The following is a 12,115-nucleotide window of genomic DNA, read 5'->3' on the forward strand; positions in this document are numbered from 1 at the left end:
TTAACAGTGGGTGGGTGGGACTGACAAACGATGTCCGAACAAGCTAATCCGTTCGAGAGCTTGCAGGAACAGATAGACGACGCGTCCGAATATCTCGACGCGTCCCCTGACGTTTTCGAGCGGCTCAAGCACCCCCAGCGGATTCTCGAGACGAATCTCTCTGTCGAGATGGACGACGGGTCCATCGAAGTGTTCAAAGCGTTCCGTTCGCAGTTCAACGGCGACCGCGGCCCGTACAAAGGTGGCATCCGCTACCACCCCAACGTCTCCCGCGACGAAGTGAAAGCACTCTCCGGATGGATGGTCTACAAGACCGCCGTGGTTGATATCCCCTACGGCGGTGGGAAAGGCGGTATCATCATCGATCCCGACGAGTACAGCGAGGACGAGTTGGAGCGCATCACGCGCTCGTTCGCCAAGGAACTCCGCCCGTTCATCGGCGTCGACCAGGACATTCCCGCGCCGGACGTGAACACCGGCCAGCGCGAGATGAACTGGATCAAAGACACATACGAGAAACTCGAAAACACGACCGAACCGGGCGTCATCACGGGTAAAGCGCTCGAAAGCGGCGGCAGCGAAGGCCGCGTCGAGGCGACGGGTCGCTCGACCATGCTCACCGCTCGTGAGGCGTTCGACTACCTCGGCAAGGAGATGGACGGCGCAACCGTCGCCGTGCAGGGCTACGGGAACGCCGGATGGATTGCCGCGAAACTCATCGAAAACCTCGGCGCGAAGATAGTCGCCGTCTCGGACTCCAGCGGCGGTATCTACAACCCAGACGGACTCCACGCACGCGACGTCAAGGACCACAAGAACGAGACCGGTAGCGTCGTCGAGTACGCCGGTGCCGAAGAGGAAATCAGCAACGAGGAACTCCTCACGCTCGACGTGGACCTGCTCGTTCCCGCGGCGCTCGAAAACGCCATCGACGGTGACCTCGCGAAGGACGTTCAGGCGGACGTCATCGTGGAAGCCGCGAACGGCCCGCTCACGCCGGACGCCGACGACGTGCTCACGGAGCGCGACGTTTACGTCTTCCCCGACATCCTCGCCAACGCGGGCGGGGTGACGGTCTCGTACTTCGAATGGGTCCAGAACCGCCAGCGCTTCTACTGGTCGGAAGAGCGCGTCAACGAGGAACTCGAAGACGTCATCGTCTCCGCGTTCGGTGACCTGACGGACGCTTACGAGGCGAACGACCTGCCGAACTTCCGGACTGCGGCCTACGTCGTCGCCCTCCAGCGCGTCATCGACTCCTACACCGAGAGCGGCAACTGGCCATAGCCGACGAATAAGGCCATTCACGGAGCAGTTTTCGAACGACGACGGTTCGATCGAACACCTTTTTTGGCCCGGTCATCGCGTGCGAACGGGGAACGTCCTGTCCTCGAAGGGTACTTTCCGCCGGGGTAGAGATATCATCTAATGACGACTGCCGTTTACTTCGACCTCGACAACACTCTCCTCGAATACACCGCCTCGTTCGGGGAGATAACTGCGCGGTCGTTGCCCGTCGAACCGACGGAGGAGATGCTGGTACGGTATTCGGATGCGGTGTTGGAGGCCATTACGGAACTGCAATCGAATCCGTACGAACGCGCCTTCGCCGCGGTCTGTGCGGAACACGACCTCGATGCGGATCCGAGCGCGTTGGCGACACGCCACATCGAAAACGAGGCCGAGGCCACGCGCATCCGACCGGCCGTACGGCGGTTGGTCGAAACCGTCTCCGCTCGACATCCGACCGGAATCCTCACGAACGGGGACGGGCGGGCACAACGGCGAAAGATCGAAGCGCACGGACTCGAAACGCTCGTCGATACCGTCATCGTCTCGAACGAGTTCGGTGCCCGGAAACCCGACCCGGTGATCTTCGAGGAAGCGAAACGGCGACTCGACGCGGACGACTACATCTACATCGGCGACACCTTCGAAGAGGACATCGTTCCCGCCCGCGAGCAGGGATTCGGAACGGTGTACGTCGGCGACGAGTCACGACCGGCGGCCCCGGTCTCGGCCGCCGATATGACGGAACTCGCGGACGTACTCCTGCCGTTGATCGAAACGACGGGGACGTAAAAGGAACGTCAGAAGTGAACGGGGAGGGGACCGTATCAGCCACTGAGTACACGACAAATTGAAGGTTTAGAAGCGTCTAATCCTCGGTAGTGATGCTGAGCGACGTGATGGAGGACTACTTGAAGGCCATCTATACGCTCCAGACGGAGGACGGGGGTCCGGTAGCGACCTCCGAAATCGCGGACTATCTGGGGGTAACACCGCCGACAGTCACCAGTATGGTTGAAAAGCTGACCGACCGTGGACTGCTCGATCGGGAGAAGTACAAGGGGGTGGAACTCACCGCCGAGGGAGAGACGGTCGCGCTCGAAGTGCTCCGTCACCATCGATTGCTGGAGGCCTACCTGACGGAACATCTCGACTACTCGTGGAGCGAAGTCCACGATGAAGCCGACCGCCTTGAACACCACATCAGCGAGGAGTTCGAACAACGCGTCGCCGAGGCACTCGGGAACCCGACCATCGACCCCCACGGGGACCCGATTCCCGACGCGAACCTCTCGCCCATCGAGGAGGACGACACGACACGCCTGAACGAACACGAGGCCGGTCAACACGTCGTCGTGGCGCGCGTCAGCGACCGCGACGACGAGGAGTTGCGCTACCTCGCCGAAGCGGGAATCTCGCCGGGAACGGAACTCGAAATCGTTGACGTCGCCCCGTTCGGCATGGTGACTGTGTCCGTCCTCGGTGGGGAACAGAGCCTTCCGGAAAGCGTCGCTCGGTCGATTCGCGTCCGGGCGGTCGTCGAAGAAATCGCCTGAGATGGTCGGAGAACCGACGCCGTTAGCGGCGGGTCTCCAAGGGGTCATCAACCGCTACGACGGCTACGGCCCGCTCGTCGCCGCGTTTCTCGCCAATCTGCTCGCCACCTTCGGTGACAAAGGACAACTCGTCGTCGTCACCCTCGCGTCACGCTACGACGCGAAGAAGGTGTTTCTCGGCGCGATGGCGGCGTTTTCGTTGTGGAGTACCGTCGAAATCGCGTTCGGTCACCTCATCGAATCCACCCTTCCAGGGAACGCCATAACGGTACTGACCGGCGGTTTGTTCGTCGTCTTTGGACTTTGGACGTTGACGAACGCGGTACCGAAGTTCGCCGAGGACTCCTCGTCCGACCCACCGCTCGTAACCGGCGGCGGAATGGACGTGGGCATGACTGGGAGGCTGATTCCGGACGAGTTACTGAATCGGATGGGTGCCTACGGCGGCGTGCTTTCGACGTTCGTTTTCATCATGTTCGCCGAGTTCGGCGACAAGACCCAACTGCTGACGATCAATCTCTCGACGACGTTCCCGCACTCGCCGCTTTCGATATTCGTCGGCGTCATCGCGGCGCTCGGTCTCAGGACGGGACTCGACGCCTTCATCGGCGAGCGCTTCGAGCGCGTCCTCCCGACGAAGTGGCTCGAACTCGTCGCGTCGCTCGTCTTCCTCGCCTTCGGCGCGCTCGTCTTCGCCGAATGGCTCGGTTTCCCGTGAACTCCCCGCGCCACTCACCTCTTTCCCCTAACCGCGGTCTTTTACTCACCCCATCCCAAACTGGGTGACAGATGTTTGCCGTACTCGTCTCGGCGTTCGCGGGGGTCGTTCTCGGACTCTCGCTCGCCGCACCACCGGGTCCGATGAACGCAGTTATCGCCGAGGAGAGCGTTCTCCGCGGGTGGCGGTCGGGCTTTTTCGCTGGACTCGGTGCGATGACCGCCGACGCGTGCTTCTTCGTCCTCGCACTCGCGGGCGTCGTCACGGTCGTTCGGGAAGCCCCACTCGTCCGCGGACTCATGGTCGGCGTCGGCGGACTGTTGATGCTGTATTTCGCCTACGGCGCGGCGAAGGACGCGACCTCAACGTTCACCACGGATTCGGTGGATGAGGACGCGAGGGGGTTCCGGAAGGCGTTCGCGCTCGCCATCACGAACCCGTTTCAGATCATCTGGTGGCTCACGGCCGGCGTCGGTCTGCTCGACCCGGGTCAGTTCGACGTGCTCTCGGGACTCCCCGGACACCTCACGGTATCGACCGGCGGGCCGATAATCATCGTCGGTTTCTTTTTGGGCATCGCGTGCTGGATTACGGGCTTTCCGGCGGCGCTGTCCGCGGCAGAAAAACGGATCGACTCGCTCGCACCGGCCGTCGCGTACATCAGTGCGGGAATTCTCGCGCTAGCGGGGATTTCGTTCCTCTACGACGCCGTGACGACGCTCGCATAAATTAGTCGGATTCGAATTCGATCTTCCGTCCGCTCAGCGTCCGGTGCCGCGGGGCGAACCCGACGGTTCGGCGTCCATCTCGGGAACTTCGTCTTCGAGCCATTCGCGGAACCACTTCACGCGCTTGAGTCTGCGGTGAGCGATGTCCTGTGCCGTCTCGCTCTGCACGCGGGAAGACGCGTCCTTGCCACGTTCGAGCACGCGGTCCACCATCTCGGCGGCGGCCATGTGCGTCCGCGCCTCGTAGCCCATGCGCAACAACATCAAGGCGGTCCCGTTCGCGCCGACCTTGTCGAGCATGTCGGCTTCGATGAGGGACTGGGCTTCCTTCGAGAGGCGCGAGAGGTCCCCCTGATAGGAGTGGTCTTCGACGGCTTTGCACACCTGGTCCACGAACGATTCGGGGAACTCCCCGTGCGATTCGAGGTACTCGCGGGCGACCCGCGCACCTTCCTCGGCGTGGACTTCCTGATCCGCGTCGAGTTTGGCGATGTCGTGAAACAGCGATGCGACGCGGGCGACGTCCACGTCGGCCCCTTCGCGTTCCGCTATCGTTTCCGCGAGGTTCACGACGTTGAGAATGTGGTTGAATCGGTAATCCGCGGAGTGCCACGGATACCACCGCATGCGTCCCCCACTTTCTTCGTTTTGGACGCTCGCATCGAGATACTCGTACACGAACGTCTTCATCTCCTCGAATTCGGAATCGGAGACGGGTGAACCCTTAATTTCGACACCCACAAAAATCCCTCCAGCGTTCAGCATTCGTACTCATTACTGATACAAACGCACGATTCGCTCTTTAGCGTTACGACGAGGTCATTAAGTCCCGGGTGTTCTTCTCCCCGTGTATGACCGAAGCGTTGTACCTCGAAGCGACCGAGGAGCGGGAATTCGAAGCCACAGTCGAGCGCGTCGTCGACGACCGCGTCGTGCTCGACCGAACGCTGTTCTACCCTGAAGGCGGTGGCCAACCCTTCGATACTGGAGTTCTCGAAACCGACGGCGAGACGTGGAACGTCACCGACGTACAGAAGAAGGACACCGTCTACCACACCGTCGATGGAACCCCGCCCGAAGCGGGGACGACCGTCACCGGACGAATCGACTGGGACCGACGATACGCCCACATGCAGTATCACACCGCCCAGCACCTCCTCTCGGCGGTGTTGTTGGACGAGTACGACGCGAGCACGACCGGAAACCAATTGTACACCGACCGCGCCCGAATCGACTGTGGCTACGAACGGTTCACCGACGAGGAGTTCGCCCACATCGAGTCGGTCATGAACGACCGCATCGAGGACGGACTGGAAGTCTCGTGGTACGAACTGGACCGCGAGGAAGCCGAGTCCTCCCTCGACCCGGAACGAACGCGGATCCATCTGCTCCCAGAAAGTATCCGCGAAATCCGTATCGTGGAGATCGAAGCGTTCGATAAAACCGCCTGTGCCGGGACACACGTCCGACGGACCGACGAACTCGGGGAGTTCAGGATTACCGGTCGGGAGACCAAAGGAAGCGACGAAGAGCGATTGAAGTTCGTGCTGGATTAGTGAGACGCCAACTGGCGCTCGTCTACGAGCGGCAACGAGTCGAGTCGCGCCGCCGTAATCTCAGCGAGGGCATCGCTTCGGGCGGAATCCTTCTTCGCGTGCATGTAGGCTTCCCTCGTGCCCTCCGGACCTGCCGTGGGAACGAATCGAACGGTCGTCCCGTGTCGGTCGATGTCGAACAGGAGGTACGCCTGTGGGAACGAACACAGCGACGGGGCGAGGAGTTCGCGTACGCCCATCGTTTCGGCCGTCGCCGGGACGTGCAAATGACCGGAGACGTGGAGCGGAACGTCGTGTCGGGAGAGGAGTTCGGCTAGGTCGCTCGCGTTTTGCATCGGGAACGACGACCGCCACGAATGGGCGTCCGTTTTATCGCCGAGACCCGGAAGGTTGTGATGGGAGACGACGATCGGGGCGTCCGTCTTCGGAAGCGTCTCGTCCAGCCACGCGAGTTGTTCGGCGGAAATACAGCCGTCGTGGCAGTCCGACAACGTACCGGTCGGCGTCGATGCGCTGTTCAATCCGATGACGTCCACGCCGCCCACCTGCCGATGGAACGGGAGTTCTTCGGGCGTGAAGTTCGATTCGAACGAGGAGAGCGCCGGTGTCTCGTGGGCGTCGAACGACTTCGGAACGTCGTGATTGCCGGGGACGGCGACGAACGGAACGTCGAGGTCAGCGAGGAGCGATCGGACGGTTTCGAAATCCGCGACGGACCCATCCTCCGTGAGGTCGCCCGCGAACACGACCGAATCCACGTCACGGCTGTTTACGTCCTCGATAACGGTCCGGAGGCGGTCGCGTGTTCGGTGGAAGACCTTCCACGTCCCCTGCTTTTCGGTAGAGACGTGCATGTCGGAGACGAGCGCAATCCTCGTTTTCGTCTGACTTCGAGGATGCGAGAATCGAGCGAATAGAGGACCGGAGTCGGTAGTCGCCTCGGATGATTCGATGACCGCGTCAGTTGGGCCGGATTTCTCGGTGATTTCCAGCGCCATCCCCTCTTCGAGCATCATACGTGTAAACTGCCGCGAGAAGTATAAACCTAGCGTATAGAATATATATCTACCACCATATTCTATATAGACTTGGCCGAATAGTCTATTAGGGATCAGGTCATGTCCGACACACATGTCTGACTGACTTTCATTACGTCACACGTCGAAACGGAAGGTGAGGATGAGCACGAGAAGCCTCCAAGGAATCGGAACAACGAGGACGACGACGACAACGGAGTCGTCGTCTCCCTATCTCAACAAGATTCTACAGTTGATGGGGTTGTTTTTCTTCATCAACGGGATCTATGTAGCGTTTTTCTCGGATAACATATTCACGGCGTTCGGCTACTACTTCGTGGTGATCGCTGCCATCTGTGCGATACTGTCACGGGCAATCTCGCCGGAAGAACCACTCATCTCCAAGGAAACGCAACGCAAAGTTCGACAGCTAGCTGGCGGTTCGACGTCGACTCAGACACGCCGTTCCGGACGCCAACGTTCGGGACGACAAAGCGAGTTCGACGTTCGTCGGTATCTTCGTAAGGTCGTGAAAGCAGTAGAGCGAATCGACGTGGGCGGGTCGACGTCGCGTGGCAACGGCCGCGACCGGCTCTAAACCCCTATTTTCCATATTATATTACAGATTCAGATCACTCGCTATCGAAATCACGTTTCCCCCGATACTGGCCGTTTTCAGCAGCGAGACCGCTCGTAGAGAGTCAATGTTCCGTCTTCGACAAAATCGTCCCCATCGTACACGCTTAGTTTAACATATCCCTTCGTGAGCAGTTTGTCCAACGGTGGTGTCTCATTCGGATCGAAGCGAAGCGACAGACACAACGATCCGTCCTCCTCGAACTGTGCATTTTTTACTGTCATCCCATATCGCCCATGTTGTCTATATCTCATAAGGAGTCTCGATTGATGGTAGATATTACAGAAGTAGCGCGAGGGTATATGTCTTGTTTCTATTTGTTAGCGAACCCATCACTTGTCTGTAGAAAGGACATATCCAAATACAACTGATCGAGAGCTGTAACGGACTATTTCGGCGATATCGATCCGTGTCGCTTTCAACACTCACTGGTGTGTGCTAACGATAGTCTGACGTTTTCGAATCGTTTTATAATGAGATGTTCGTCAAAAACGGGTAGGCCGATTCAATTTGCTTGTGGACGATTCGACGAGCGTGTACGACCGGCTCAGAGTCGGGTAACGTCCTCCTACTGACGAATGATCACGTTACTCTCCCCCTGACTGGTTTCGAAATGAGGAAATGGCAGATTAATTACTGACAACAGGATATTTATGGAGCATCGCGTATATATGAACATACCACATATGAATCGGAATCGATCAATCGCAATCGTCCTCGTCATCTCCGTGCTCCTCGCCGGTTGTGCCGGTCTCGGTGGTTCGGATACGACGAGTTCGAGTACGGCGACGACGACCACGACGAGCGCCCCCACATCGACGAGTTCGAGCGCGTCGACGACGACGGCGACGACTACGACCACCACGACGACCACGACCACGGAGGAAACCACGACGACGGAAGAGGCTTGGGAGCCGCCAAAAGCACCGAACACGCCGTTCCAGCACAAGGAGGACCCCACCCGCTTGAAGAGCGTCAAACTCGTGGACAAGGTGAAAGCCAAGAGCGGTAACGGCTACTCCAACTTCAACGTCGAAGTCGTCGCCAACACGTCCATGAAGAACGTGGACCCGGAACCGCTCGTCGACGGTGACCCGTACTTCCTCGTCCAAATCAACGGCAAGAACGTCGGTCGGACGGGCGTCCGATTCCAGCACGACGAAGGTACTTACCCCGTCGATATCGACAAGAGAGCGTTCGAGCAGTTCAACGACGGCACGCTCCACGTGACGGTGTACCTGCTCGACAAGGACCACCAACACGACGACGTGTACGCCAAGTGGACCGGCACCATCCAGTATAGCTCGAAGTAAGCGGTTCGATTCTTTTTTCTAGTTTTTTAGCTCGTGATGAGTAGCACTCCGCTATCGCTACTCCGGATAGGTGGCAGAATTCGTTCCGACTACCGACAAAGTACTTACCACGAGTGTTCCAAAATCCGAATATGATCGAGATCGGAAAAACGCTCTTCGGACTCGTACTCCTCGTCGGGGGCGTGTTTGCGTACCGGTACGCCTATGAGTTGTCACGGTTGAGTGAACGTCTCGATTCCATCGGGAGCACGATGTCTTGGGACGAGGTCGAACCGACAAACTGGCGGGTCCTTCTCAGTCAACTCACGAGCGTCATCGTGGCGGGCGTCGGCGTACTGATGGTGCTCAGAGGGGTATTTTAATTTCCGAATTATCGAGAATTACTCGGGACGCGTGCCACGGCGAGCATTTCTCGGGAAACGTCTACGACCGTTCGGTCTTCCCGAAGTTCCCGGAGGAGTTCTCGCACCGTCCCCCGAGCCTCTTTTTCGTGAGTTTCGAAATCGACGTCGAGCATCGTGCAGATACCGTTGAACCCTGCGGTCCGCTCTACGCGCAAGTCGGCTTGCGCGAACTCCGCTTCCAGTTCAGCGAGGCGATAGTAGTGGCACTCGGTCCAATCCGGTTCGTCGTACGTCTGCATGGCGAGTTCACGGGTGTAGTCACCCGAGCGTGCCTCGGGAAGCAGTAACGGATACGTCGTCTCCAAATTCCCTTCGCGAAGGATGATTTCGAGGTTCGCCAACCGCCCGAAGACGGAGACGACGATAGGTGAACCGGGAGTCGAGACCCGACTGAGTTCGTCGAGCGCCGCTGCCCTCCCGTCGGCATCGAGAATATGTGAGAGCGCACCACCGAGACAACACACGCCGTCGAAGGTGTCATCATCGAACGGAAGTCCACGGAGGTCGCCTTGAACGGTACGAACCTGATCAGCAACGTCGTGCTCGGTGATTTTCTCACGCCCGGTACGAAGCTGTGTTCGACTCACGTCGAGGAGAACGGGGCAGTTTCCACGCTCGGCGAGGCGAATCGCATACCGACCGGGGCCGCCACCCGCATCGAGAATCAATCCGTCGTCCGGAAAGAACTCATCGAGGTACTCGAACGTCCCTTCAAACGCGATTTCCGAGAGGAACGAACCTCGGCGTCGGCCCCACTCCCAGTCGGCTTCTTCGTCGTAGAACCGACGGGGGTTCATCGAGTCGAACATACACGTTCTGTGCGTTCTTCAGTTATAATCTCTTCCGTGGGAGTTGAAATTTCGTTCAGATAGCTTCTGGATTTACTCCGCGACAGAAGTCACTGTGTTTCGGGATGACTACTGTAAAATTCTAGTAGTCCCGGGCGGATTCGAACCGCCGTCAATGGCTGTCTTCCGCAGTTGGAAAAACCAACCACGTCCAAAGGCCATTATGATTGGCCGCTACACCACGGGACTGCGATTACGCATCTTCGGATAATGCGTCCTGGTACAAGTGTGTTGCTTTTCTTGGTTAGTTTGGAAGAGTCGTATTCCCCTCTTCCACATTTCGATGACAACTTCTGCAGAGGGTGATGACGTTGTCCAAACGATGTGCTTCTTGTGGGTTATCAAATTCACGTAGTCGGATAATGTGATGCACATCCGGTGTTTGTCCGATTTCTGACTCTGTTTTTCCACATTGTTGGCACGTCCTAGCATCTCTTTCAAGCGCTTGCTGTCGAATACGCCACCATCTTCCAGTATAGTTAATTGTAGAATCTTCCCACTGGTGATGGTTTTCTCCAACAATATTTTCAGATAGCCAGCTGCCATAGCAACCCATATCACAAAATATTCCTCTGCTACGACCCTTATTTCGAGATGGTCGGACAATCATCTGCTCGTGACAGTACAAACATTCTGTTTCAATTCGCTTGCCCTTCTTTGATGGGTTTTCGGGAAGTAAACCCGTAGCTTTTTGAATACAATCTGAACAATAAATCCCCTTCTTATTTGAAGGATAATAGCTAAACTCACTCCCACATTCATGACACTCAGTAATCACTCTTCCACCACGCCAGTTCCCATTATTTTCAGCAGCGTTGGGCGAACAGCTCTGACAAAATTGCTTCCGAGCTTTTTCATCGTAAAACTGTTTTCCACACCCTTTGCACGTCCTATTTGGAAGGCTCTCACCATGTTTATGAGTGTGATGTATTCTCACCCCTTGTTGCGAATCAAATGATTTGTTGCACGTCGGGCAGCCCACCATAGTCACTATTGACTATGTAGTCACATTATATATATAGTTTAAGAATTGAAATCTGGTTTCACTGACCGAAATCCCTTTGGTCAATTCTTCAGTCCGCGAATCCGTCTTCGACCAGATGTTCACACATGTCCTCGTCGGCGTAGAAGCAGTCCGGACACTGGGGTTCGCGGTCGATGATGGTGTCCAGTCGGTTCGCGACGGTTTCGTCGATGACGCTTTCCAGTTGTTTCGCCTCCATCTGGAAGTCATCGACTTCGAGGACGTTGGCGAGGAAGCGTTCCAGAATGCAGTAGGTCTGAAGCGCGTCGCTGGCACGGGCTTCGCCCTCTTCGGTAAGCGTGACCCCGCGATACTTTTCGTGCTCGACCAACTCCCGTTCCTGGAGTTTGCCGACCATTTCGTTGACGCTCGCGGGACTCACGCCGAGTCGGTCCGCGAGTGCCCCGGTCGCCGCCGGGCCGTCTTCGATACGCTGGACGAGATAGATCGCTTTGAGATACTGATCTGCTGTGTTCATTCTGCGTCCTCCATCAATTCCGCGACTTCTTCGGCACCCTCTGCTTCCTCCGCTCGAATCCCCGAGAGCGTTTCGAGCAGTCGCTCCCGCTCGACGCCGAACGTCGTCTCGCTCTCCTCGATGGCGACGATGAGGTCGTCGTAGAACTTGTACGCCGTCTCCTCGCCGTGCAGTTGGTCGTAGAGCACGCCGTCGAAATCGTCGGGGGCGGTCTGTGCGTACTGCTCGCCCACCAACAGTTCGATCTCCTCGAACGGAATCGTCTCGGCATCGAGCTCGTCGATCAACGATTCGAGTCGACCCCTGTGTTCCGCCGATTCCTCGCGTGCCTCCGCGAGCATCTCGCGTATGTCCTTGTGAAGTTCGTCCTGTTCCTCCGAAGGGAGGGTCTCGAAATGACGCGCAGCCCGTGCCTCGACGACTTCTTCAAGTACGACGCCGATTTGGAGCAAGCGCGCGAGTTGGCGGTCCGACGAGACGCGCTGACTCACACTCATATCCGTGAAAAAGTGGTGGGGAAACTTAACACTCCCTGATGTCGGTCGCG

At 57.8% G+C, this 12,115-nt stretch carries 15 protein-coding genes and 1 tRNA gene; 9 read left to right on the plus strand and 7 right to left on the minus strand.

The genetic code is table 11. The features are described from left to right. Positions 1–30: 30 nt before the first annotated feature. The 5 genes from NKF26_RS18665 to NKF26_RS18685 all read left to right on the plus strand — a co-directional run bounded on the left by NKF26_RS18665 (position 31) and on the right by NKF26_RS18685 (position 4,292). A complete protein-coding gene (locus tag NKF26_RS18665; protein ID WP_253226197.1) occupies positions 31–1,287 on the plus strand; it encodes a Glu/Leu/Phe/Val dehydrogenase in 1,257 nt (418 codons plus the stop codon). 141 nt (positions 1,288–1,428) lie between these two features. Continuing rightward, positions 1,429–2,082 carry an HAD family hydrolase gene (locus NKF26_RS18670; protein WP_253226198.1) on the plus strand — a complete coding sequence of 218 codons (654 nt, stop codon included), beginning with the start codon at positions 1,429–1,431 and terminating at the stop codon, positions 2,080–2,082. A 92-nt stretch (positions 2,083–2,174) separates the two neighbouring features. Continuing rightward, the gene (locus tag NKF26_RS18675) at positions 2,175–2,846 is read left to right on the plus strand and encodes a metal-dependent transcriptional regulator (protein ID WP_253226399.1); all 672 of its coding nucleotides are present in this window, start codon (positions 2,175–2,177) and stop codon (positions 2,844–2,846) included. Between the two features lies 1 nt (position 2,847). Continuing rightward, entirely contained in the window at positions 2,848–3,564 is a 717-nt protein-coding gene (locus tag NKF26_RS18680) for a TMEM165/GDT1 family protein (RefSeq protein ID WP_253226199.1), read from the plus strand. A gap of 71 nt (positions 3,565–3,635) precedes the next feature. After that, positions 3,636–4,292: a LysE family translocator gene (locus tag NKF26_RS18685; protein WP_253226200.1), complete on the plus strand. Its 657-nt coding sequence runs from the start codon at positions 3,636–3,638 to the stop codon at positions 4,290–4,292. Positions 4,293–4,325: 33 nt separating this feature from the next. On the opposite strand, the gene NKF26_RS18690 is transcribed toward NKF26_RS18685, so the two are convergent. Beyond that, a complete protein-coding gene (locus NKF26_RS18690; protein WP_253226201.1) occupies positions 4,326–5,033 on the minus strand; it encodes an HD domain-containing protein in 708 nt (235 codons plus the stop codon). A gap of 92 nt (positions 5,034–5,125) precedes the next feature. Between NKF26_RS18690 and NKF26_RS24470 the strand changes: the two genes are divergently transcribed. Then, positions 5,126–5,848, plus strand: coding sequence for an alanyl-tRNA editing protein (locus NKF26_RS24470; protein WP_342766318.1), 723 nt, complete (start codon positions 5,126–5,128; stop codon positions 5,846–5,848). Here NKF26_RS24470 and NKF26_RS18700 read toward each other — a convergent pair. Continuing rightward, the gene (locus tag NKF26_RS18700; protein ID WP_253226203.1) at positions 5,845–6,864 is read right to left on the minus strand and encodes a metallophosphoesterase; all 1,020 of its coding nucleotides are present in this window, start codon (positions 6,862–6,864) and stop codon (positions 5,845–5,847) included. The genes NKF26_RS24470 and NKF26_RS18700 overlap by 4 nt on opposite strands. A 163-nt stretch (positions 6,865–7,027) precedes the next feature. Here NKF26_RS18700 and NKF26_RS18705 point away from each other — a divergent pair, with 163 nt between their 5' ends. From NKF26_RS18705 to NKF26_RS18715, 3 genes are all read left to right on the plus strand, one after another. Beyond that, positions 7,028–7,462 (plus strand): hypothetical protein, encoded by a 435-nt coding sequence (locus tag NKF26_RS18705; RefSeq protein WP_253226204.1) that lies wholly within the window; start codon positions 7,028–7,030, stop codon positions 7,460–7,462. Positions 7,463–8,187: 725 nt separating this feature from the next. Continuing rightward, the gene (locus NKF26_RS18710) at positions 8,188–8,814 is read left to right on the plus strand and encodes a PEGA domain-containing protein (protein WP_253226205.1); all 627 of its coding nucleotides are present in this window, start codon (positions 8,188–8,190) and stop codon (positions 8,812–8,814) included. Between the two features lie 131 nt (positions 8,815–8,945). Then, on the plus strand, positions 8,946–9,176 hold the full coding sequence (locus NKF26_RS18715) for a hypothetical protein (protein WP_253226206.1): 231 nt from the start codon (positions 8,946–8,948) through the stop codon (positions 9,174–9,176). Between the two features lie 8 nt (positions 9,177–9,184). Here the strand turns inward: NKF26_RS18715 and NKF26_RS18720 are convergent, their stop codons facing one another. From NKF26_RS18720 to NKF26_RS18740, 5 genes are all read right to left on the minus strand, one after another. After that, positions 9,185–10,027, minus strand: a complete 843-nt coding sequence (locus tag NKF26_RS18720) for a class I SAM-dependent methyltransferase (RefSeq protein WP_253226207.1) — start codon at positions 10,025–10,027, stop codon at positions 9,185–9,187. 125 nt (positions 10,028–10,152) lie between these two features. Continuing rightward, positions 10,153–10,255, minus strand: a tRNA-Gln gene (locus tag NKF26_RS18725). A 55-nt stretch (positions 10,256–10,310) separates the two neighbouring features. After that, positions 10,311–11,051: an HNH endonuclease gene (locus NKF26_RS18730; protein WP_253226400.1), complete on the minus strand. Its 741-nt coding sequence runs from the start codon at positions 11,049–11,051 to the stop codon at positions 10,311–10,313. Positions 11,052–11,139: 88 nt separating this feature from the next. Continuing rightward, a complete protein-coding gene (locus NKF26_RS18735; RefSeq protein ID WP_066146353.1) occupies positions 11,140–11,568 on the minus strand; it encodes a metal-dependent transcriptional regulator in 429 nt (142 codons plus the stop codon). After that, positions 11,565–12,065 carry a ferritin-like domain-containing protein gene (locus tag NKF26_RS18740; RefSeq protein WP_253226208.1) on the minus strand — a complete coding sequence of 167 codons (501 nt, stop codon included), beginning with the start codon at positions 12,063–12,065 and terminating at the stop codon, positions 11,565–11,567. Before NKF26_RS18740 ends, NKF26_RS18735 begins: the two co-directional genes overlap by 4 nt. Positions 12,066–12,115: the final 50 nt, after the last annotated feature.

It is taken from the genome of Haladaptatus sp. AB618 (genome assembly GCF_024136965.1).
GTDB lineage: Archaea > Halobacteriota > Halobacteria > Halobacteriales > Haladaptataceae > Haladaptatus.

Bases quoted from the DNA above. Each gene is read 5' to 3' on its own strand.
- NKF26_RS18680 (WP_253226199.1), top strand. From the start codon at position 2,848: ATGGTCGGAGAACCGACGCCGTTAGCGGCGGGTCTCCAAGGGGTCATC.
- NKF26_RS18720 (WP_253226207.1), bottom strand. From the start codon at position 10,027: ATGTTCGACTCGATGAACCCCCGTCGGTTCTACGACGAAGAAGCCGAC.
- NKF26_RS18710 (WP_253226205.1), top strand. From the start codon at position 8,188: ATGAATCGGAATCGATCAATCGCAATCGTCCTCGTCATCTCCGTGCTC.
- NKF26_RS18700 (WP_253226203.1), bottom strand. From the start codon at position 6,864: ATGATGCTCGAAGAGGGGATGGCGCTGGAAATCACCGAGAAATCCGGC.
- NKF26_RS18740 (WP_253226208.1), bottom strand. From the start codon at position 12,065: ATGAGTGTGAGTCAGCGCGTCTCGTCGGACCGCCAACTCGCGCGCTTG.
- NKF26_RS18715 (WP_253226206.1), top strand. From the start codon at position 8,946: ATGATCGAGATCGGAAAAACGCTCTTCGGACTCGTACTCCTCGTCGGG.
- NKF26_RS18670 (WP_253226198.1), top strand. From the start codon at position 1,429: ATGACGACTGCCGTTTACTTCGACCTCGACAACACTCTCCTCGAATAC.
- NKF26_RS18705 (WP_253226204.1), top strand. From the start codon at position 7,028: ATGAGCACGAGAAGCCTCCAAGGAATCGGAACAACGAGGACGACGACG.
- NKF26_RS18675 (WP_253226399.1), top strand. From the start codon at position 2,175: ATGCTGAGCGACGTGATGGAGGACTACTTGAAGGCCATCTATACGCTC.
- NKF26_RS18730 (WP_253226400.1), bottom strand. From the start codon at position 11,051: ATGGTGGGCTGCCCGACGTGCAACAAATCATTTGATTCGCAACAAGGG.
- NKF26_RS18665 (WP_253226197.1), top strand. From the start codon at position 31: ATGTCCGAACAAGCTAATCCGTTCGAGAGCTTGCAGGAACAGATAGAC.
- NKF26_RS18735 (WP_066146353.1), bottom strand. From the start codon at position 11,568: ATGAACACAGCAGATCAGTATCTCAAAGCGATCTATCTCGTCCAGCGT.
- NKF26_RS18685 (WP_253226200.1), top strand. From the start codon at position 3,636: ATGTTTGCCGTACTCGTCTCGGCGTTCGCGGGGGTCGTTCTCGGACTC.